The organism is Haloferax namakaokahaiae (assembly GCF_042663225.1).
Taxonomy (GTDB): Archaea; Halobacteriota; Halobacteria; order Halobacteriales; family Haloferacaceae; genus Haloferax; species Haloferax namakaokahaiae.
Genome location: NZ_JBHTAA010000005.1, coordinates 1,283,179 through 1,301,859, shown reverse-complemented (window position 1 = coordinate 1,301,859; position 18,681 = coordinate 1,283,179). Strand labels below are relative to the sequence as shown.

Below are 18,681 nucleotides of genomic sequence, written 5' to 3'. Positions count from 1 at the left end.
CCATGTCGGATGAATTCGAGACGAAAATCGTCGTCACCCGTGGGAGCGGGACGAACGACCGAGAAAAGTTCACGACGAAGGTCACGGCACCGACAATCGACATACTGAACGACCGCGTTGAACAGGTTCGGCAGAGCGTCGAGAAGTGGGCGGAGGACTTCCGTGCCATCCAACCGGACGGCAGGAAGAGCCGAGGTCTCACGAACGACCAGAGTACGCTCACTGAGGCCGAATCGTGACCGGTTCGCTGCTGTATCTCGACCCAGAGGACGCCGTGGAACGCTTTCTGGCGTACATGGCCCCGTCGTGGCGAGATTCGACGTTCAACAACGCGACAACGCGGCTCGGTCACCTACTCGACTTCCTCGACGAGCGAGGAATCGAGGACACAACCGAACTGAACGGCCGGACGCTGTCGGACTTCGTAGCGTGGAGAAGGGCCGACGTAGCTCCTATCACGCTACAGAAGCAGTTGACGACCGTTCGCGTGTTTCTCCGGTGGGCCGCCGACATCGACGCGGTGCCGGAAGGTCTCGCTGAGCAGTTACACGCGCCGGAACTTCCGGACGGCGCAGAGTCCAGCGACATTGTCATCGAGACGCACCGCGTTGAGCGGATGCTGGACTACTTCGAGCGGTTCGACTACGCCAGCAGGATGCACGCGATGGTCGCAATTCTCTGGCGGACAGGGATGCGGCGCGGCGCGTTGCACAGCCTCGATGTCGGCGACCTCCGACCCGAGGAGAACGCGCTCGTGTTGGAACACCGCCCGGAGACCGACACGTACCTGAAGAACGGCAAAGACGGTGAGCGGTGGGTCTACCTCGGGCCGATTTGGTATCAGGTCGTCGAGGACTACGTCAACGAGCGTCGTCTCGACAAGACCGACGACCACGGCCGCGACCCGCTGCTGACCACGCGATACGGCCGACCGCACGTAACCACAATCTCAGATAACTGCTACCGGGCAACCCGCCCGTGTCAGTACACGAGTGAGTGCCCGGTCGGCCGCGACATCGAGGAGTGCGCGGGAACGACCAATCCCGAGCAGTGCCCATGCAAGCGAGGGCCGCACGCCTTCCGACGTGGCGCGATTTCTGACCACCTCCGAGAGGGGACGCCCCCGGAGGTCGTGAGTGAGCGCATGAACGTCTCGCTCGACGTGCTGTACAAGCACTACGACGTGCGTAGCAACCGCGAGAAGATGGATGTACGGAAAGAACACCTACCAAGCTGAACGAGCAAACATGAACGGATTTGGATTACCAACGACCGCAGAACAGACTCAGGGAGCGGTCGCCTCTCGCCACTACACTTCCCGGCGAGTCCATGCGGCTGACGCCGCAACCGCAATCGGCACACGGCGTCGGCATTCACGCTTTTGTTTAAGTACCACATCCCCTTAGGGGTGAACATGCGGTGATTTCTGCCGGGTACAATTGCACCCGTCGTGGTAGCGGTGTCGTTGCCGTTGGTTGGTGGCTACAATTAATGTTGAGAAATGGACGCTTAGACTTTTGGGTGACTTTCATCTCTTGCGGATGTCGTCAGGAACAGCCGACTGCGTGCGCAACAACGGGTTAGAACATCAAAATCTACTCCACCGTGTCGAGGAAGGTTAGCCGCTCAGAGAATTTGGGCCAATTCTGCCTATACGGGGGTCTTCACGACTTCGACCAAACATTTAAATTCGCAGACTGGTTCTACTCTTGTGAATAGTTCTCCGTGGTTACTCTACTCTGAGCGGTGCGACCGTTCTTCAGAGGGCTTGCAGTACTTCGGAGGGCTAACTAAACTCAATCATGAGCGCTACAACAACGCAGAGCGACGGCTACGCCCCAGAGTCACAACCTTTTATCGAGTGGTCTGATTTCAACGAGAACCGCGAGAAGTACACTGGTATAATCTGTGAAGAGGCAGAGCCAGACATTTGGAACCCAGATACTCAGAACGCCACCACCATTCGTTATGATATCGACTGTATAGATGGCTCTCTGGCGCGGGAAAAATTCAAGAGGCTATCTCAGTACAACACAGGGTTACGTGTTGGCCGCAAGTGGACTAATGACCGGTACAATACGAACTTACTGAACCGCCACTTGATTCAGGCACTCGCTTCTCAGTTGGATTTGAATCCACGTTTTCAACGGGAAGCGGAGAGGCTATTCCTCAGTCTTGACCTTTCTCGGTTTGGCATTGACGCAAGGGCTGTTGCTTACACCGTCTGTATGGTCGTTGTTCACTCTTCGGAGGATAACACACGGGCTTGTCACCCATCCGTGAAGGATGTTGACTCCGAGTTTGAGAGGATTGCAGAATGTGAGGGATTCCGGGAGGGTAGCCTCATCAGCCTGTACAATAAAGTGGCTCAATCAGGTGGGAAGTTCCGGGGGTGACCCCCTATATATACCCCATCCCATTCTACCCTCTTGAGGGGCGACAGAGGAACACACCCAGAACTTCTCTTGACGGTTAACAGCGCGGTTATCTACGGGAACAGTGGCCGCCAGCCGAGCCGCAGGCGAGGGGCGGTCGGTTATCGTTCCCCGACCTATCACCCGGTTGCCCGCTTCGGTCGCTTCGCTCCCTTCGCCCGGGCGTTCCCGATGTTCACCGCTCACTGGTTCCCTTCTCTGGTCATATGTGTAAGTGAAAATGAAACCGGCAGCATGGATGGTCGAATAATGCACGCTTTTCCAGATTTCCGTCCATCAAAACGTGATACAGTATATTTTCCCACGCGATGTTAGAAATTATTGGTTAGTTTATTATCAATTCGGGTGGTTGTTACAACTGGATGCCATCGAACAACAGAAATCATCCTCTGTACGTAGCACTGATAAGCCTGTTTTTCACAGGTCTCTGGACTCACTTTGGATTCAACCCCATTATTCGAGTTTCAGAACTCACCATTACCACCGCGGCAGAAGCGACTGCGTTTAGTCAGAACAACGCCTTCGCGGGCCAGTTCCCCGGACCGGGTGAACTCATTGGGATACTTCACATGGCTGCTTTGTTCATAACGCTGGCAGCAGTCCTTGCTTGTCTCCTTCATGGCCGGGTACTTGGACTGCTTGGAGGAGGCTCTACGTACCTTGCAGGACTTGTTGTTCTGGACGCACACCAACTGGGGGCGTTCCTGCTTATCACAGGTCTATTCCTCGGGACTGTGGGAATGCTGTTGAGTGATTCAAACCGCGGTGGGGGTCGACGTGGTCGCCCAGTCGCACACAGAGGATTAAGGTAAGTAATACGTTAGCCGCGTGTAATTGGAAGTTCTTCTCTCACCATCTTCCTTTTTGTAAATATTCTCCCGGTCGCTTGGATTACCAAATGAGAAACAACTGCAAGAAGAAGTAGAGTGTGTGTATAGGTGAATATCCATGCTACAAAACACACCAACGAAACAATACCTGCGAGAATAATTCCTCTGTGGTGAATGCGTGACCATCTGTTCGAGTGCGACTGTAACTCTTCCAAATCTATGTTCTTGAGTGAATCCCTATCACTCAGGAGTTCCCAATTCTCGGGTAATAACGTCAGTCCACTCTCGCCCGGAGAAAATGCTCCAACAGTTCTGTGGTGACCACGAGGCCCGACACGTAATTCAAACCGGTCTGACTTTGCGCTCGCAAGCGTGGACCAGCAGTCAGAGCATTGTAACGTCTTATCTTCAGAAGGATGGTGAGAAATCTCATTGCTGCCGCAGATAGGGCAGTTTTCAAAGGGATTGGTGACTTTCTTTTGCTTGGTCTGAGACGACGTTTTAGACTGATATTCTCTGGCAGTAGGTGCTTGGACGTCATAGTGGACCGCGTCATGGCATCTCTTACAAAGGGTTTTCAAATTCGACATTTTGTCACTCCCTCCTTTCCCTTTAGGTACTATGTGATGGGCATGGAGAGTGACATTTTCACGAGGTCCTCCTTTAGCCCCGCAGTTCTGACAAACGTAGTCGTCTCTCTCGTAAACCCTTTTTCGGCGAGGTTGGCCCATGCTACAATGGTGGCTTCAATATGTTAAAAAGATATTATTTCAGACTATCAAATGGTTTTGACGGGTTAGAGTCCTTCGAGGTACTTCCGCCGCGTACCCATCTGTTCGTCCTTCGACTGCTTGTTGTAGTGCTTATCGAGAACTTCCCTACTCACGTCCATACGGTCGCTGACGACGTCTTTCGGCGTTTCTTTGTTCAACATATAGGTGATTGCTCCTTTCCGAAGGGGGTGCGGTGAGAGCGACGAGGGGCACTTACAGGCGTCGTTGTAGGAGTTCGCTTCACACGTCTCTGGTTCTTGGTCGTGCGGGCACTCCTTCCCGATGTGACACGGACGGGTAGCCGTGTAGATTACTCGCTGGACAGTGGTGCGAGAGACACGGGTGTTCCTCGTTGCAAACAGTGGGCGACGTCCGTGTTCGTCCAGCACGTCGGCACGGTTCTGGTTGATGAAGTCCTGAATAACGGTCACCAGTTCGTCTTTGATGAACACGTTGCGTTCCCCTTTCTCCTTGTTCTTCAACGCCGTTCCTGTTGTTGGCCGGTGTCGGATACAGAGTTTGTTCTGCTCGGGCTGGAAGTCCTTGAGGTCGAGCGCGAGAAGTGAACTGCTCCGCATACCCGTGTGCCACAGTGTGTAGAATACAGCGTGTCGGAGAGAAGCGTACTCGAACTTCTCAAGATATTCGAGGACGTCCTCAGCGTCAACTGCTCGGATGAAAGCGTCGTTCACCTCGTCGGCGTCGGACGTCTCGGGGATGACTACCTTCTCGCTGGTCCTCTCGGCTACGGCGTCCACCTGCTCACAGAAGCGGATGAACTTCTTGATGGACCACAGGTTGTGCTTGAGGGTGATGAGTTTCACCTGCTTGCTTCGCCACGTTCTGAAGTTGGCTAACGCCCTTCCAGTCACGTCGTTCATGTTGGTGACGTCGGACTGGTCACACCACTTCAAGAACACCCTGAGGTCGGAGTTGATGTTCTGGAGTGATTTCTTCGTGACTTCGTCCTCGCGGCTGGTCAGGTACATTTCAACGGCTTTCTCCGGTCGGAGTGGTTCGAGGTTCGTCATAGTTGGTTCTCGTTGTTGACCACCAACCAGACGGAACAGACACCGCGTGTGGCTCCGTACAGGGGCACCGGCAAGCCTTCAGTTGCGGCCCGCCGAGGGCACCCCTTGCGGGTGCAATGCCGAGGCGGTAGAGGCCCCGGGTTCAAATCCCGGCGAGTCCATTTCCTTCCGTCGCTATGCTCCGTCAGTCAATGGACTCGCCGACCTTCGCAAACCTTCGGTTTGCTCAGTCCCGGCGAGTCCACTCTGCGTCGCGTGAAATCGTGAATGTTCGAGACGAGATTTGAGCAGCGAGCAAACCTCTGATTTGCGAGTGAGTTCAAACCCACCCGGCGATTCAATCACTCTCTAAGGATACTCTCCGCTGAGTAGCAACTCATAGGGGAAGTGTCCCACCAAACGCAGTCGATACTTGCGTCGGATGCTCGCGGCGTTGCGTGGTACACCTTCGTGCTGTACGACTTCGAGAAAGGAGAGATTCGGATTCGTCGGGCGAAGCCCTTGACGGTGAGTACATGGGTGCGTGAGGCTGGTGGGTGGAACGAAGCGGGTCATGAGGAGTTCGAGACACAAAAGAAAATGTCTCCCCGGTACAGTTGAGATGTTTATTCTGATTTCACTCGGTGTTTCTATTTTTTACTTCTAACTTCGCCTGATAGTAGATGCCTGCTGCAAAAATAAAGTAACATGTGGATATCAGGAATGCCCACTCGACCGGGTTGGGATCTTCCAAATATGGCAGAGTCAAAAATAAAAATAGTGATAATATTGAAAGATTCCTAAATGGGTTGTTCATAACCAACGAGTCCTCACTAAACACCAGATACGAAAATACTGTTTGAACGAATCTTGAATTCACACCGACTATTTCCTCTGCAATTAGTACGAGTGAAACAAGTGTTTGTGAATAAATGAGGATAAGGAATGTTGAAAATCCTAACACAACCAGGATGCTGGTTATTTCATTGGATATTGCCGATGTGACTTGGTTGAAAATAACAGCGAGTGATGCTAATGTAACAAATAACGATGTTCCAAGAGCAGCTCTGAGAACCTCACCTGGTTTACTACCTTGCTTGAATTGATCCGTGATGTCACTGTAATCTGTGCGGGTTTCAACATGATTGTCAAATATTCTTCTATACCTTTCAAACACCCAAGTAGAGCTGTCAGACCCTTTGTTTCTGTTTTCCCACTGACTTAAGTAAATAAATTGATTACTAGCCTTCCTCCTAGCAAGATAATATGTGATTGATGTGAGTGAGATTGAAAACAACATACCAATCACTGCGAATCCAGTGTTTTGAGTGTCCAACGCGGTTGCTAAAGTGGTTATAGATTCACTCGCTTCTCCCTCCATATTTGATACGACTCTGGATACGAGGCTGATTAGTGAGATTGTGAGAGGAATTACAAACAACTGGATGCTTAGAATTGAGAGAGAATCGCTTGCTAAACGGTCATAGATGTCTGACCGGTGTTGGACAATTTGAGTAATAAGATCTCTATCTACCTCTGCCATTTTTCTCATCTACTCAATCGTCTTTTAAAAAAGAATGTGCAATTTCATTCTCATTGTATCCTAATAATTCGTGATTGAATAGGCCCGCATCAAAGATTACAGGTATACCGGGCAGGTATCTCTGAAGCGAATGTGTGAGGCAAACGAGTCCTGAGTGGTTAGAGAAGCAGCGGAAGCTAGGAAAGTCGAAAATAGCATGACCTGCAGGAGAACATTTTCAGAATAGTTGGGGTTGAGAATTTCCGATAGACATTAGTCAATAGAAGTAGTAAATTCACATGGTTCCAGGGATTACCAATCCGAACCTAACATGACCAAACAGGCTGAAGCCTAAAACTAGCTATCAGGTAACTGTACTACCAGCTTGGATATTGGTCATACATATATCACTTTCAAAAAATATCAGGATGAGCTGCAGCTCTATTCGGTAGAGTCTGCAGTATATAACTGTACTACAGTCCATAGACCGAGAGACACAATTCCGAAGAAAAGTGCCCAGCTCGGGAAGCCATAGATAACCATCGCACCAGCAACTAGAACGCCGGCGGATGGTGCTGGGATATCAGTAAACATACATATATCACTTTTTGCTACCGTCTATAGGTAGCATTCAATCATTATTCTATGAGTAGAAAAGTATACTTGAAACGGCTTGATGCACTCTGCATCTGATAATTGAACTGGAATACAACACTTTCATTCTCCAATTCTTTGTTCCACCTTACCGGCCTCCTTGACTATAGTGAATGTAGGTTCACCATCATCGGCTATCCACTCAATTATCTTAGCCATGAATTGTGTCACTTCTGATGGTTCTGTTTCATTGATTCTCATCTGAATTTGAACATCTCCCTTCCAATTCCCTGCCTGCTTAGAGAGATCTTTGACCACGTATGAACACCTGAGACCATGCCTGGAACAGAGATTATCAAAATCAGATTCGTTCCACGGAGAGCCCTTAGATACTCCTGGTCCCCATAAATCAACGGTTAGCATCACTGTCCCATGTGGATATCTCCGAAACAGGTTTCCAATCTGTGTTGTCTTACTCTCTGACTCAGCAACTGTGACTCTTTGCACGAGCAACCCCCAATCGCCTATTTGAAACTGACCGCTTTCACCAACTAGTCGAGACCGGAGGGTTTGCTCGATCTCTGATGGCTTCACTTGTTTAGTACGGAGATATGTGAGGATAATTAATACAAGGCTTAGTGTGGCCACTGTCCGGTCGAAAAAGTTCCACAGCTCCATCCCACTAATCAGGTTCCAAAGGAATTCACTTATCGCCGATTTCTCTCTGCCTCCGGTCAACCTCTTTTAGGACAGCGTGGACTACGAGATTCATTCTTTCCTCACGCTGGTACGACTCATAGATCCCGTCGAGAATGGGATCCACCTGCTGTCGAATACGAATTATGGGCTGAATCGACTCATTTTTTGATTCGCCGCAAAATAACTCATTCTCGATTTGATTAGCTAACTGCTCGACCAGACTCATTAGGGCTATCGACATGTTCTACTACTATCAATATTCTCATCAGTGGTACCAAAACGGATACTCTCACCCTCCAAACCTGACAACGACTCTATACTCCCTTCCAACCAACTAGCCCCTCATGCCCAGCCTAAAAAGCCGCGTGTGGAGCGTCGTCGCTCCCGAGACGGAAGACCACACGGGCCAGCAACTCGAAACGGCCAAAGTCGTGCTGGCGACGATGAACGTGGTCGCGGTCATCTTGCAGAGCGTCGATTGGCTCTCCGAGGCGCTCCCACTGTTCTTCGAGGGGTTCGCCATCGTGTCGATTCTGCTGTTCATGCTGCTATACGTCGTCCGGTTGTGGGCGTCGCCGACGGACCCAGAGTACCGGGGGGCCGAAGGCCGACTGCGACTCCTCCGGCGACCCTACTCGCTTCTCGACCTCGTCGTCATCGTGGGGTTCTGGGTCGGACTCCTGTTCTTCGACGACTCGCTGGGGAGCGTTCGGGTGCTCTGGTTCGCGCGGATTTTCGACATCCCGCGGCTCAACCGGTCTCAAGAGCGGTTCAAGCGCGTGCTCGCCGCCCAGCGCGAAGACCTCGTCATCGCCTTTTCGGGTGCGGCGATGCTCGCGCTGGTCTCCTCGACGCTGATGTTCTTCGTGGAGGGTCGCGCCCAACCCGAGGCGTTCGGGTCGATTCCGGCCGCACTCTGGTGGGGCGTGGTGACGCTCACGACCGTCGGGTACGGCGACGTGGTTCCCACGACGCCGTTGGGTCGCCTCCTCGGCGGACTCACGACGATTGGGGGCATCGCCTTTTTCGCCCTTCCATCGAGCGTTCTGGCGGCGGGGTTCTTGGCCGAGCGAGAGCGTGAAGAGCAAGAGGCGTTGGAGGCGGCCGAATCTGGGCCTGAGCGTACCGAGGCGCAGACCACCCAAAGCGGAGCAATCGAGGCGACGTCACAGAATCGGTGCCCGCACTGTGGAGAGTCGCTCGACCCGACTGGCACGGCGAATCGCTGAAAATGTGGCGTGGTCGGTGACGCCCGGCAGGACGAACTATCGAACACTGCCTACTAATGTTAGAAAATGAACACGATTCACCGACAGTTCTGCCAATTTATACTGATATGCGTGACAATGTCATAGTCAGAACAGAATTACTATATCGTCTACCTCGGAAGTGCTGAGTGATGGCGGAGGAGATTCGAGCATTACACGTGGACGACGACCCGAATTTCGGGGAGTTGACTGCGGTGTTTCTCGAACGTGAAAACGAGCGACTCAGCGTACTCTCGGAGACTGACGCAGAACGTGGATTACGCCGACTCGCTGCGGACGACATCGACTGTGTCGTCAGCGACTACGACATGCCCGGCCAGAACGGAATCGACTTTCTCAGAGCCGTCCGCGAGGAGTATCCCGAACTCCCTTTTATCCTCTTTACTGGCAAAGGCTCGGAAGAAGTCGCCGCCGACGCGCTATCGGCGGGGGCGACCGATTACATCCAGAAAGAAAGCGGGACCAGCCAGTACACGGTCCTCGCCAATCGAATCACGAACACCGTCGCCCAGCACCGTGCTCGTCGGCAGTCCGAGCGTGCGAACCAGCGACGACGCTTGACCCTCCGGCAAATCACCGACGGGTTCGTCGAGTTGGACGACTCGCTCACGGTGACGGACGTGAACGAGCAGGCGGTGGAGTTGACGGGACTCCCGCGCGAGGAACTCTGCGGTTTGAACTACCGCACGTCGATTGCGGAAGACGGCTCGGACCAGTCGTTGGCCGAGTACGAGCACGTCCTCGCCACGGGCGAACCGCGAATCATCGAGGCGCGGTCGGACATCAACCCCGACCGGTGGCTCGAAGAGCGAATCTTCCCCACCGAGCGCGGAGACGGTATCTACGTCTACTTCCGCGACATCACGTCGCGCAAACAGCGCGAGCAGAAACTGGAGACGCAGGCGCGACAACTGCAGGGCGTCCTCGACAGCGTGCAGGCGGCGCTCTGGATGCGCGATACCGAGAGTCGGTTCATCCTGATGAACCAGAACTACCGCGACCGATTCAGTATCGACCACGACGCTGACATCTCGGGATTACGACCCGAAGACCTACTCGACCCCGCACTCGCCGCGCAGTTCAGAGGGAACGACGAGCGAGCGATGGCGGCGGGCGAACCAATCGAAATCGAAGAAGAAGTCGAAACGGTGTACGGTCCCCGAGTGTACCTCTCTCGAATCACGCCACTGTTCGACGACGACGGCGACGTGTTTGCGACGGTCGGTGCCGCCGTAGACATCACGGTGCGAAAAGAGCGCGAGCAGACGCTCACCGCGCTCCACACCGCCGCGCAGAAAATCGAACAATCGACCGACGAGCAGACGGTGTACGAGACGCTCATCGAGACGGCCGAGAACGTCCTCAACTTCGACCTCGTCGCGGTCGATATCGAGCGCAACGGCTACCTGATTCAAGAGGCCTGGAAGCTCAACACGGACAACGAGGGCTACTACGAGAAGACCTCTCTCGAAGCGAACATGACGTTCGCGGCGCGGGCGTACAATCGCCAAGAGACCATCGTCGTCGATGACCTCAGAGAGTCCGACATCACCCCCGCCGACCCCGACTACCGCTCGGCGATGACGGTCCCAATCGGAACGTTCGGGACGTTTCAGGCCGTCTTCAGCGAGACCGACGCCTTCGACGAGAACGACCAGGAGTTCGCCGAACTGCTCGTGGACCACGCTCGCGTCAAACTCGCGCAACTCGAAAGCGCGGGGCTGTTGGAGTCAGACGACTGACTCGTCGCCCGGCACGCTGGATTTCACTTTCACTCAATCCTTCACTTTCACTCCGCCCTTGGCTGACCCTCTTAACGCATCACTGCAACGCCCTCGTATGGAAACCGAACAGGGTGAACCGCCATCGGACCCATCTGCGCTCTTTCACGACCTCGTTTCGACGCTGCGCGAGACGCGCCGCGGTGTCCACCAACACCGAATGGCACAGTCGCTCCTCCAGAAAGACGCCACCGGCGCGCGCCTCGTCGGTCTCTCTGCCGACATCGAGCGCGCGGTGTTCTTCAATCCCGCCTCGCAGACGTTGGAGTCGATTCCGTTCGACCGAGAGGGAACACACGAATCGGAGGCCAGCGTGCTCTCTTCCCAGTTGAGCGACCCAGCGTCGTGGGTCGAGACGCACGCGACACGCCTCGGGTGGATTCACCCGCACTTTCGATGGGCGTGCGGACTGGAGGACGAATGTGTCCGACCGTGAAGAATTAAACACCCACCGCGCACACCTCCCTCTATGAACGACGAAGAACTGGACGAACTTCGGTCGTCGCTCACGCCGCACGAGTCCAGCGGCGGCGTCACCACCTACCGCAACACCGTCGCTATCGCCTGTCCGGCCTGCGAGAAACCGTTCGACGACCTCGTCGTCTGCGAGAACGACTACAACAGCCTCGAACTGAGCAAGATGTTAGACCTCTGTGTGACGACCCACGACGGCGACGTGCTGCTCTTCACGCACAAGCAGTAGCACACGCAACTCTCGGCGAGGAAGACGACCCTCTCAGTCGCTCCACCCGACGGTCACGCGCTCCTCGTCGATGGTCGTCTCGTTGGCAATCGTGTCGGCTTCGACGACGCCGAAGACGACCCACGTGAGCGCCGCCGAGAGTAGGCCGCCGACGATGCCTGCACGGAGACCGCTCTTCCACCCACCGGTGATGCTACCGACGACGAAGGCGACGAGAAAGCCAACCGCTCCGTCGGCGAGTGCGACTTGCAATCGGTTCATACGCTCACAACGCGCTGAAAGACGAAAATTGTAGGCGGCGACTGGAGGCGACGACTACTCTTTCGGCGGCAGGCCGTTCTCGTCGATAACGTCGCCGTCGTCGTCGATGGTGACGATACCGCGGTTGTTGACCGCGTAGGGGTCGAGACCGACCTCTTGGAGGAACTGCTTGTAGAGTCGCTCGGCCGTCTCGGCGTCTTTCTGGCGGTCGGAGGCGCGGTCACAGAGTTCCACGAGGTCTTCGGGCACGTCGTTCTCGTGGACGATCCAGTGATTGATGAGGTCCGACAGGCGGCGGATGGGCGAGGTGAAGTGGCCGTAGATGTCGAAGTTGAGCGCGTAGTGGCCACCGAAGGGGTCGTTCATGTACTTCGCACGAGGCATCACCTTGAGCACGGCGCGCTGAATCTTGTTGAGCGTGCGGGAGTTCGCACTTTCGAGCGCGTCGTTGACGGCCTTGCGAGGTTCGTCCCACGAGGTGGATTTGATGCTCACGCCGTCGAGTTCCGTAATCTCGCGGAGCGCCTTGTCCCACTGGTCGGGCGTCGGTTGCGGGTGGACGCGGTACATCGCCTCGACGCCGCGACCCCACATCAGCTCGTGCGTGACGGCCTTGTTGGCCTTCAGCATGCACTCTTCGATGATGGTGTGCGCGCGGTCACGACTCGGGTTCAGGACGAGCGACCCGTCTTCTTTCCGCTGTTCGTGCAGTTGGTCCGCGAGGTCGTAGACGAGCGCGTTCTCCTCGTGCAGCGGGAGTTCGGGGTCGTCGAGGCGGTTCTCACACTGCGTGTAAGTGAGCCGCTCGTCGGAGTGGATGACAGACTTGTAGATGTCGATAGACTCGAACGAGAGGGTGTCCTTCTTGATTTCCATCTCCACGGTGTGGGCCAGTCTGTCCTCGTTGGGGACGAGCGAACACACCGTCTCGGCGAGCACCGGCGGGAGCATGTGGATGGTGTAGGCCGGGAGATAGACCGTGTTCCCGCGCTTGACGGCCTCCGCCCACATCTCCGAACCGGGGTGGACGTAGTGTGTCACGTCGGCGATGTGGACCCACAGCGTGTACGTCTCTTCGTTCTCGCGGATGCTGATCGCGTCGTCGAAGTCCTGTGCGTCCACCGGGTCGGTGGTCCACGTCGTCAACTCGCGGAGGTCCTGTCGGTGGTCGAGTTCGTCTTCGATTTCGGCCTCGACGCCCTCGGTTCGCGCGCGCGCCTCCGAGAGCACTTCTGGCGGGAATCGGTCTCGAATCTCGAACTCTTCGAATAGCTCCTCGCGCTTGTTTTGGAGGTGTCGCGCGAGTTCGGCGTCGATTTCGACCGGTCCTTGCCCTTCGGCGGTGCCGGCGTACGCCTGCGCGTCGTCTGACATAGCCCCGACTAAACGGGGCAGGGAGAAATGCGTGTCGGGCACGAGCGTGCAAAAAACGGTGATTCGAGTGAATCGGCGGTGACCGCGTGCGCCGCCGCGCTCACCGCTCGGGTTCTTCGGCCGGGCCGTAGCGTTCCTCGACGGCGCTGAGGTACCGACGGAGGAACTCCTGTTGGGAGGTGCCGTGTTCTTCGATGTCCGTGAGGAGGGATTCGAGTCCCTCGCGCGGTTGATGACACAACCCGCGGTAGCAGGATTTACAGAGGTGTTCGAACCGCTTGCCGTGTCGTTCCCAGCGGTTCCCCTCTTTGTCGTACTCACGCGCCGCCGACCGAAGGACAGAATCGCCGCACGCGATGCAGACGACGGTCGTTCGGTCCCGGCTTGTCCGGGAGCGCCACATACGACTGTGGTGGGTCCAGCCGTACTTATCGTTTGTTCCGTGTCGTCCGACGGACGTCACACGAACGTGGTACTGACCACACTGCTGCCATCGGACGAACTGACCACACTGCTGCTATCGGACGAACTGACCACACTGCTGCTATCGGACGAACTGACCACACTGCTGCTATCGGACGGCCAGGACCGTCACTCCCCGACGCGGAACGGGCGATTTATCGGCCGCGGGCGACGATTGTGGTGTATGAAAGTCAAGTCTCGTCATCACCTCCGAAGCGACGAAATCGACTCGCTGAAAGCCTCGATTCGAGAGTCGCTCGGCGTCGAACTCGACGGCGACGCCTTCGAAGACGTGGAACTCGCCGACGCCGACTACGACCTCGTCCTCGTCGATGGCGAACCCGTGGTCATGTACATCGAGGAGGAACCGTTCCTCACGGTCAGGGGTGCGAACCAGTTCCCGCCGACCAAGCGCGTCGTCACGGTCGATGCCGGTGCCGTCTCGTTCGTCTCCAGCGGCGCGGACGTGATGCGCCCGGGCATCACCGAAGCAGACGACCTCATCGCGCCGGGCGACCTCGTCGCTATCGCCGAAGAGACGCACGGAAAAGTCCTCGCCGTCGGCCGCGCGCTCGAATCCGGTGACGACCTCGTCGGCGACTCCGGCAAAGTGGTCGAGTCGATTCACCACGTCGGCGACGACCTGTTCGAGTTCTCCGTCTGAGCGATAACTCGGCAGCTGATATTCTCTTCTACGCGTCCGCGTTCTGGTCTTCTTTCACGTCGTCTTCGTACTTCTCCAGTGCCGCCTCGTAGCCCTGTGCGGCCTTCTCGAACGTCTCGCGCAGGTCCGCAATCGGCGTCTCGGTCGCATCGACCCGTAGGTCGTTGTAGTACGGGTCCATCACCGTCTCTTCGGTGGTCTCAACGAGGAGCGCCGCGCTCTGGATTTCGAGGTCTTCACGCTTGTCGCCACCTTCCTCGTGTCCTGCTTCGAGTGCGTCGATGAGGCGCTTTGCCAGCGGTTCGTCTCGGTCGCTCGACTCGTAGGTCTCTGCGGTCGCTTCGACGACCGACTCGCCGGTGAGCAGGTTGCCAGCGACGGTGTAGTTCGGGCCTTCGACGTGGCCGAACCAGTCGAGACACTCGTCGCCCGAGAAGGCGAACGTGCCGTCTGCACCGACACCGTGGAGTTGTCGCTGTGCGCGGCCGTCGTCGGAACTGAGAAGCGACTGGAGGGCAACCTCGACGCCGAGACCGTTGTCGAGGTGTTCGATGCCCTTCTCGCCGAGTTCGACGTTGACGAGCGCCTGTGTTGCGACCGCACCGTGTTCACTTGCAAACGGACAGAGGGTGCCGACACCCGGGAGGCGCGTCGTGACGGCCACGCCGAATCGATGCTGTGACTCGCCGCCGTCGCCGGTGTACTCCTCGCGGACGCAGATGCTGAAGGTCATACTCACTCGGAGGGAGGGCGCGCTAAAACACGCGGTGAAACCGGTCGCCTGCGCCGCTTTTCTCCTCACGATTCAAATTTCGTGTCAAAAAGTGTCGAATACTAGACTCTCGTCTGACGCAAGAACTAACCCAGTTGTGCCGTTGTAGGTACTATGGGCATCATGAGCAAGATTCTCGGCGGTGGGGGTTCCCGCACGACCGAGGACTACGTCGAACTCGACCTAGACGACTTCGACACCGCCCGCGGAGAGGCCGGCGTGTCGGTCCACATCGCGGACATCGGTGGCCAGCAAGACGTCATCGCAATCAAAGACGCCGTCTACGACGGCGACCTCGTCATCGCGGACATCACGCGACACACCACCTCCGACAGCACGATGGAGCACATCATCGACGACCTGCGACAGGTCGCACACGAAGTCGATGGCGACATCGTCCAGAAGGGCGACGACCAGATTATCATCACGCCAACGGGCGTGACTATCTCGCGTTCGAAACTCACCACGTAACCGGCTCTTTTCGCGGGTTTCTCAGCCGAATTCGCGGTTTGAACAGGCGGGCTATATGACCCAAACCGATGGGTATTCGGTCACCAAGTTCGAAGGGAAACCAGAATGAGTAAGGACTACATCGAGGTTCGAGGAGCCGAAGAACACAACCTCAAGGACCTCGACGTCCGCATCCCCCGCGAGACGTTCACCGTCGTCACAGGTCTGTCGGGGTCGGGGAAGTCGTCGCTCGCGTTCGACACGGTCTACGCCGAAGGCCAGCGCCGCTACATCGAGTCGCTGTCGGCCTACGCGCGGAACTTCCTCGGGCAGATGGACAAGCCGAAAGTCGAGGCTGTCGAGGGACTCTCGCCCGCCATCTCCATCGACCAGAAGAACGGCGCGAACAACCCTCGTTCGACGGTCGGAACGGTCACCGAACTCCACGACTACCTCCGTCTCCTCTACGCCCGCGTCGGCACGCAGTACGACCCCATCACGGGCGAGGAAGTCGGCGAGCAGTCCGCACAGGACATGGTCGAGCAAATCCTCGAATTCCCGGCGGGGACGCGCGCGATGATCGCCGCGCCAGTCGTCCGCGACCAGAAAGGCGAGTTCAAAGACCTCTTTTCCGACCTCGTCTCCGAGGGCTACGCCCGCGTCGAGGTCGATGGCGACTCCTACGACCTGTCGTTCGAGACGCCGGAACTCGACAAGAACTACGACCACACCATCGACGTCATCGTGGACCGCATCAAGGTCTCACCCGAGTCGCGCTCGCGCATCGCAGATTCGGTCGAAACCGCGCTCGAAGAGGCCAACGGCGTCCTGAAACTCATCGTCCCCGACCCGCCGGAGAACCCGCCGTTCGCGTCCAACACGCGCTCGACGGGCGCGCTCGCCGGCGAGGGCGACGACCGACTCGTGGTCGAATTCTCGGAAGAACTCGGCAACCCCAACTCGTCGTTCCGCTTCTCCGAAATCGAGACGCGCTCGTTCTCGTTCAACAGTCCGCACGGGGCGTGTCCCGAGTGTGAGGGCCTCGGTAAGGCGAAAGAGGTAGACCCGGACCTCGTCGTCACCGACCCCTCGAAGAAACTCAAACACGTCTTCGAACCGTGGAGCTACAACCGGACCTACTACCGGCGGCAAATCGACTGCGTGGCAGACCACTTCGGCGTCAGCGTCAACACGCCGTTCGAGGACCTCGACGAGGACGTTCAGGAGGCGTTCCTCTTCGGAACGTACGAAGACGTGGTGTTCGAGTGGACGACAAAGAACGGGACGCGCCACAAGGAACACCCCTTCGAGGGCGTCGTCACCAACCTCGAACGTCGTCACGTCGAGACCGATTCGGACCGCACGCGCGACCACATCGAGGACTTCATGGCCGTCACGACGTGTCCGGCCTGTAACGGCTCGCGCCTCAAAGAGCAGTCTCGCCACGTCCGCGTCGGCGGGACCGCCCTCCCCGAAGCCAACCGGATGACCATCGCGGGCGCGCTCGAACACTTCGAAGGTCTCGAAACCGACCTCTCCGAGCGCGAGAAGACCATCGCCCAGGAGATTCTCAAGGAGATTCGCGCCCGACTCGGCTTCATGATGGAAGTCGGGTTGGACTACCTCACGCTCGACCGCGAGGCCGCGACCCTCTCCGGCGGCGAGTCCCAGCGGATTCGCCTCGCCACGCAGGTCGGTTCCGGTCTCGTCGGCGTCCTCTACGTCCTCGACGAGCCGTCTATCGGCCTCCACCAGCGCGACAACGACAAACTCCTGAACACGCTCGAAGGCCTGCGCGACCTCGGGAACACGCTCATCGTCGTCGAACACGACGAGGAGACGATGCGCCGGGCCGACGAAATCATCGACATGGGTCCCGGTCCGGGCAAGCGCGGCGGCGAAATCGTCGCGCAGGGCGATTTCGACGACATCGTCGCGGCCGACAACTCGCTGACCGCGGACTACCTCTCGGGGCGCAAGGACATCGACGTGCCCGAGACGCGCCGCGAGGGCGACGGCGAACTGACCGTCGTCGGCGCGCGCCAGCACAATCTCAAGGACCTCGACGTGCCCATCCCGCTCGGGACGTTCACCGCGATTACGGGCGTCTCCGGGTCCGGCAAGTCCACCTTGATGCACGAGATTCTGTACAAGGGTCTCGCGCGGACGATGAACGACAACACCTCAGTAGACCCCGGCGAACACGACGAAATCGCGGGCTACGACCAAATCGAGACGGTCCGACTCATCGACCAGTCGCCCATCGGTCGCACCCCGCGGTCGAACCCGGCGACCTACACCGGCGTCTTCGACTACGTCCGCGAACTCTTCGCATCGACCAAGCTCTCGAAACAGCGCGGCTACGAGAAGGGCCGGTTCTCCTTCAACGTCAAGGGTGGCCGCTGTGAGGAGTGTAAGGGTCAAGGGACGGTCAAAATCGAGATGAACTTCCTCTCGGACGTGTACGTGCCCTGCGAGGAGTGTCACGGCGCGCGCTACAACACCGAGACGCTCGACGTGACCTACAAGGACAAGACCATCGCCGAGGTGCTCGATATGGAAGTGGACGAGGCGCTCGAATTCTTCGAGAGCAACTCGCAGATTCGCCGCCGCTTGCAACTCCTCCACGACGTCGGTCTCGGCTACATGCAACTCGGCCAGCCATCGACCACGCTCTCCGGCGGCGAGGCCCAGCGCGTCAAACTCGCCGAAGAACTCGGCAAGCGCCAGAAGGGCGATACGCTCTACTTGCTGGACGAACCGACCACGGGACTCCACAAAGAGGACGAGCGCAAACTCATCGACGTGCTCCAGCGTCTCGTGGACAACGGCAATACGGTCGTCGTGGTCGAACACGAACTCGACCTCGTGAAGAACGCCGACCACGTCCTCGACCTTGGGCCCGAAGGTGGCGCAGGCGGCGGCACCATCGTCGCCAGCGGCACGCCCGAGGAAGTCGCACAGCACGCCGACTCACACACGGGTCGCTACCTGCGCGACTACCTCCCAGAGGTGGACAAAGAAGGTCCGCGGGCGGACCGCCGCAAACCCGCGAAAGTGCCGAACGACGACTGACCGATTCG

The 18,681-nt window shown here is 57.2% G+C and carries 20 protein-coding genes; 12 read left to right on the top strand and 8 right to left on the bottom strand.

Annotated features, from left to right (window positions below; translation table 11 throughout):
* Window positions 1-2: 2 nt before the first annotated feature.
* The 4 genes from ACFQJC_RS14400 (at window position 3) to ACFQJC_RS14385 (ending at window position 3,247) form a co-directional block, all read left to right on the top strand.
* Window positions 3-239 (top strand): DUF7389 domain-containing protein, encoded by a 237-nt coding sequence (locus ACFQJC_RS14400; protein ID WP_390224629.1) that lies wholly within the window; start codon window positions 3-5, stop codon window positions 237-239.
* Complete coding sequence (locus ACFQJC_RS14395; RefSeq protein ID WP_390224627.1) at window positions 236-1,237, top strand: tyrosine-type recombinase/integrase; 1,002 nt, start codon at window positions 236-238, stop codon at window positions 1,235-1,237. Before ACFQJC_RS14400 ends, ACFQJC_RS14395 begins: the two co-directional genes overlap by 4 nt.
* A gap of 565 nt (window positions 1,238-1,802) precedes the next feature.
* Window positions 1,803-2,396 carry a hypothetical protein gene (locus ACFQJC_RS14390; RefSeq protein ID WP_390224625.1) on the top strand — a complete coding sequence of 198 codons (594 nt, stop codon included), beginning with the start codon at window positions 1,803-1,805 and terminating at the stop codon, window positions 2,394-2,396.
* 401 nt (window positions 2,397-2,797) lie between these two features.
* On the top strand, window positions 2,798-3,247 hold the full coding sequence (locus tag ACFQJC_RS14385) for a hypothetical protein (protein ID WP_390224623.1): 450 nt from the start codon (window positions 2,798-2,800) through the stop codon (window positions 3,245-3,247).
* Window positions 3,248-3,255: 8 nt separating this feature from the next.
* Here the strand turns inward: ACFQJC_RS14385 and ACFQJC_RS14380 are convergent, their stop codons facing one another.
* Window positions 3,256-3,996, bottom strand: coding sequence for an HNH endonuclease (locus tag ACFQJC_RS14380; RefSeq protein WP_390224621.1), 741 nt, complete (start codon window positions 3,994-3,996; stop codon window positions 3,256-3,258).
* A gap of 65 nt (window positions 3,997-4,061) precedes the next feature.
* Window positions 4,062-5,069, bottom strand: a complete 1,008-nt coding sequence (locus ACFQJC_RS14375; protein WP_390224619.1) for a tyrosine-type recombinase/integrase — start codon at window positions 5,067-5,069, stop codon at window positions 4,062-4,064.
* Window positions 5,070-5,456: 387 nt separating this feature from the next.
* Between ACFQJC_RS14375 and ACFQJC_RS18255 the strand changes: the two genes are divergently transcribed.
* On the top strand, window positions 5,457-5,669 hold the full coding sequence (locus ACFQJC_RS18255; protein WP_465261516.1) for a PD-(D/E)XK family putative nuclease: 213 nt from the start codon (window positions 5,457-5,459) through the stop codon (window positions 5,667-5,669).
* A 16-nt stretch (window positions 5,670-5,685) separates the two neighbouring features.
* Here the strand turns inward: ACFQJC_RS18255 and ACFQJC_RS14370 are convergent, their stop codons facing one another.
* Both ACFQJC_RS14370 and ACFQJC_RS14365 read right to left on the bottom strand, forming a co-directional pair.
* A complete protein-coding gene (locus ACFQJC_RS14370; protein ID WP_390224617.1) occupies window positions 5,686-6,591 on the bottom strand; it encodes a hypothetical protein in 906 nt (301 codons plus the stop codon).
* Window positions 6,592-7,287: 696 nt separating this feature from the next.
* Window positions 7,288-7,587, bottom strand: coding sequence for a hypothetical protein (locus ACFQJC_RS14365; protein ID WP_390224616.1), 300 nt, complete (start codon window positions 7,585-7,587; stop codon window positions 7,288-7,290).
* A 620-nt stretch (window positions 7,588-8,207) separates the two neighbouring features.
* On the opposite strand from ACFQJC_RS14365, the gene ACFQJC_RS14360 reads away from it, so the two are divergent.
* The 4 genes from ACFQJC_RS14360 (at window position 8,208) to ACFQJC_RS14345 (ending at window position 11,615) form a co-directional block, all read left to right on the top strand.
* Window positions 8,208-9,092, top strand: a complete 885-nt coding sequence (locus ACFQJC_RS14360; protein ID WP_390224615.1) for an ion transporter — start codon at window positions 8,208-8,210, stop codon at window positions 9,090-9,092.
* A gap of 170 nt (window positions 9,093-9,262) precedes the next feature.
* Window positions 9,263-10,873 (top strand): PAS domain-containing protein, encoded by a 1,611-nt coding sequence (locus tag ACFQJC_RS14355; protein WP_390224614.1) that lies wholly within the window; start codon window positions 9,263-9,265, stop codon window positions 10,871-10,873.
* 97 nt (window positions 10,874-10,970) lie between these two features.
* Window positions 10,971-11,348, top strand: a complete 378-nt coding sequence (locus ACFQJC_RS14350; protein ID WP_390224612.1) for a hypothetical protein — start codon at window positions 10,971-10,973, stop codon at window positions 11,346-11,348.
* Between the two features lie 33 nt (window positions 11,349-11,381).
* A complete protein-coding gene (locus ACFQJC_RS14345) occupies window positions 11,382-11,615 on the top strand; it encodes a DUF7385 family protein (protein ID WP_390224611.1) in 234 nt (77 codons plus the stop codon).
* A 33-nt stretch (window positions 11,616-11,648) separates the two neighbouring features.
* On the opposite strand, the gene ACFQJC_RS14340 is transcribed toward ACFQJC_RS14345, so the two are convergent.
* From ACFQJC_RS14340 to ACFQJC_RS14330, 3 genes are all read right to left on the bottom strand, one after another.
* On the bottom strand, window positions 11,649-11,876 hold the full coding sequence (locus ACFQJC_RS14340; protein WP_390224609.1) for a hypothetical protein: 228 nt from the start codon (window positions 11,874-11,876) through the stop codon (window positions 11,649-11,651).
* Window positions 11,877-11,930: 54 nt separating this feature from the next.
* Window positions 11,931-13,250, bottom strand: a complete 1,320-nt coding sequence (locus ACFQJC_RS14335) for an RNB domain-containing ribonuclease (RefSeq protein WP_390224607.1) — start codon at window positions 13,248-13,250, stop codon at window positions 11,931-11,933.
* Between the two features lie 100 nt (window positions 13,251-13,350).
* Window positions 13,351-13,653 (bottom strand): DUF7562 family protein, encoded by a 303-nt coding sequence (locus ACFQJC_RS14330; protein ID WP_390224606.1) that lies wholly within the window; start codon window positions 13,651-13,653, stop codon window positions 13,351-13,353.
* A gap of 243 nt (window positions 13,654-13,896) precedes the next feature.
* Here ACFQJC_RS14330 and ACFQJC_RS14325 point away from each other — a divergent pair, with 243 nt between their 5' ends.
* The gene (locus ACFQJC_RS14325; protein ID WP_390224605.1) at window positions 13,897-14,376 is read left to right on the top strand and encodes an RNA-binding protein; all 480 of its coding nucleotides are present in this window, start codon (window positions 13,897-13,899) and stop codon (window positions 14,374-14,376) included.
* Window positions 14,377-14,404: 28 nt separating this feature from the next.
* On the opposite strand, the gene ACFQJC_RS14320 is transcribed toward ACFQJC_RS14325, so the two are convergent.
* Window positions 14,405-15,109: a DUF1028 domain-containing protein gene (locus ACFQJC_RS14320; protein ID WP_390224603.1), complete on the bottom strand. Its 705-nt coding sequence runs from the start codon at window positions 15,107-15,109 to the stop codon at window positions 14,405-14,407.
* Window positions 15,110-15,262: 153 nt separating this feature from the next.
* Here ACFQJC_RS14320 and ACFQJC_RS14315 point away from each other — a divergent pair, with 153 nt between their 5' ends.
* Entirely contained in the window at window positions 15,263-15,619 is a 357-nt protein-coding gene (locus ACFQJC_RS14315) for a cell division protein SepF (protein WP_390224601.1), read from the top strand.
* A gap of 105 nt (window positions 15,620-15,724) precedes the next feature.
* On the top strand, window positions 15,725-18,673 hold the full coding sequence (gene uvrA, locus ACFQJC_RS14310) for an excinuclease ABC subunit UvrA (protein WP_390224600.1): 2,949 nt from the start codon (window positions 15,725-15,727) through the stop codon (window positions 18,671-18,673).
* The last annotated feature ends 8 nt before the right edge of the window (window positions 18,674-18,681 follow it).

Bases quoted from the DNA above. Each gene is read 5' to 3' on its own strand.
- ACFQJC_RS14400 (WP_390224629.1), top strand. From the start codon at position 3: ATGTCGGATGAATTCGAGACGAAAATCGTCGTCACCCGTGGGAGCGGG.
- ACFQJC_RS14390 (WP_390224625.1), top strand. From the start codon at position 1,803: ATGAGCGCTACAACAACGCAGAGCGACGGCTACGCCCCAGAGTCACAA.
- ACFQJC_RS14385 (WP_390224623.1), top strand. From the start codon at position 2,798: ATGCCATCGAACAACAGAAATCATCCTCTGTACGTAGCACTGATAAGC.
- ACFQJC_RS14380 (WP_390224621.1), bottom strand. From the start codon at position 3,996: ATGGGCCAACCTCGCCGAAAAAGGGTTTACGAGAGAGACGACTACGTT.
- ACFQJC_RS14375 (WP_390224619.1), bottom strand. From the start codon at position 5,069: ATGACGAACCTCGAACCACTCCGACCGGAGAAAGCCGTTGAAATGTAC.
- ACFQJC_RS14370 (WP_390224617.1), bottom strand. From the start codon at position 6,591: ATGGCAGAGGTAGATAGAGATCTTATTACTCAAATTGTCCAACACCGG.
- ACFQJC_RS14365 (WP_390224616.1), bottom strand. From the start codon at position 7,587: ATGCTAACCGTTGATTTATGGGGACCAGGAGTATCTAAGGGCTCTCCG.
- ACFQJC_RS14360 (WP_390224615.1), top strand. From the start codon at position 8,208: ATGCCCAGCCTAAAAAGCCGCGTGTGGAGCGTCGTCGCTCCCGAGACG.
- ACFQJC_RS14355 (WP_390224614.1), top strand. From the start codon at position 9,263: ATGGCGGAGGAGATTCGAGCATTACACGTGGACGACGACCCGAATTTC.
- ACFQJC_RS14350 (WP_390224612.1), top strand. From the start codon at position 10,971: ATGGAAACCGAACAGGGTGAACCGCCATCGGACCCATCTGCGCTCTTT.
- ACFQJC_RS14345 (WP_390224611.1), top strand. From the start codon at position 11,382: ATGAACGACGAAGAACTGGACGAACTTCGGTCGTCGCTCACGCCGCAC.
- ACFQJC_RS14340 (WP_390224609.1), bottom strand. From the start codon at position 11,876: ATGAACCGATTGCAAGTCGCACTCGCCGACGGAGCGGTTGGCTTTCTC.
- ACFQJC_RS14335 (WP_390224607.1), bottom strand. From the start codon at position 13,250: ATGTCAGACGACGCGCAGGCGTACGCCGGCACCGCCGAAGGGCAAGGA.
- ACFQJC_RS14330 (WP_390224606.1), bottom strand. From the start codon at position 13,653: ATGTGGCGCTCCCGGACAAGCCGGGACCGAACGACCGTCGTCTGCATC.
- ACFQJC_RS14325 (WP_390224605.1), top strand. From the start codon at position 13,897: ATGAAAGTCAAGTCTCGTCATCACCTCCGAAGCGACGAAATCGACTCG.
- ACFQJC_RS14320 (WP_390224603.1), bottom strand. From the start codon at position 15,109: ATGACCTTCAGCATCTGCGTCCGCGAGGAGTACACCGGCGACGGCGGC.
- ACFQJC_RS14315 (WP_390224601.1), top strand. From the start codon at position 15,263: ATGGGCATCATGAGCAAGATTCTCGGCGGTGGGGGTTCCCGCACGACC.
- uvrA (WP_390224600.1), top strand. From the start codon at position 15,725: ATGAGTAAGGACTACATCGAGGTTCGAGGAGCCGAAGAACACAACCTC.